This is a genomic window from Pseudomonas karstica, assembly GCF_009707515.1.
Lineage (GTDB): Bacteria > Pseudomonadota > Gammaproteobacteria > Pseudomonadales > Pseudomonadaceae > Aquipseudomonas > Aquipseudomonas karstica.
Map to the genome: position 1 here is coordinate 1 of NZ_WLYI01000084.1, position 1,040 is coordinate 1,040.

At 59.3% G+C, this 1,040-nt stretch carries 1 protein-coding gene; it reads right to left on the reverse strand.

The features are described 5' to 3' along the window. The coding region (rfbB, locus tag GIR22_RS25810) for a dTDP-glucose 4,6-dehydratase (protein ID WP_154746095.1) at positions 1-1,021 on the reverse strand (1,021 nt) is incomplete at its 3' end. Positions 1,022-1,040: the final 19 nt, after the last annotated feature.

A 1,040-nucleotide genomic window follows, 5' to 3' on the forward strand; every position in this document is an offset into this window, starting at 1 on the left:
GGACCCTTTGGCACCATTGCAGGTTATCGAGGTACCACTGCACGGTTTTGCGCAGGCCGGTTTCAAAGGTTTCTTCAGGGACCCAACCCAACTCGCGTTCGATTTTGCTGGCGTCGATCGCATAGCGCTGGTCGTGGCCGGGGCGATCCTTGACGAAGGTGATCAGGTCGGTGAATTGCTCAACCCCGGCAGGGCGCTGCGGTGCCAACTCTTCCAGCAGGCCGCAGATGCCACGGACCACGTCGATGTTTTTCTGCTCATTGTGGCCGCCGATGTTGTAGGTCTCGCCGACTATACCTTCAGTCACGACTTTCAACAGGGCTCGGGCGTGGTCTTCGACGAACAGCCAATCGCGCACTTGCAGGCCATCGCCATACACCGGCAGCGGCTTGCCGGCCAGGGCGTTGAGGATCACCAGGGGAATCAGCTTCTCGGGGAAATGAAACGGCCCGTAATTGTTCGAGCAGTTGGTCAGCAGCACCGGCAGGCCGTAAGTACGCTGCCAGGCGCGAACCAGGTGGTCGGACGCCGCCTTGCTGGCAGAGTACGGCGAGCTGGGCGCATAAGGCGTGGTTTCGGTGAACAGGTCGTCGACGCCATGCAGGTCGCCATACACCTCATCGGTGGAGATGTGGTGGAAGCGGAACGCACTTTTCGCCGGTTCCTCCAGCTTCTGCCAGTAGGCGCGAGTGGCCTCCAGCAGGCTGTAGGTACCGACGATATTGGTCTGGATAAAATCCGACGGGCCGTCAATGGAACGGTCGACATGGGACTCGGCCGCCAAGTGCATGATCGCCTGGGGTTCGAAGCGCGCGAGCACGGCACTGACTGTCGCCTGGTCGATGATATCGGCCTGGACGAACTCATAGCGGGTGTTAGTCGCGATGCTGGTCAACGACTCAAGATTGCCGGCGTAGGTCAGTTTGTCGAGGTTGAGCACTTCATGCTCGGTGTTTTGAATCAAATGGCGGATCAATGCGGAGCCGATAAAACCTGCACCACCGGTGACAAGAATGCGCATGTCGAGGGGCCTTTTCCTT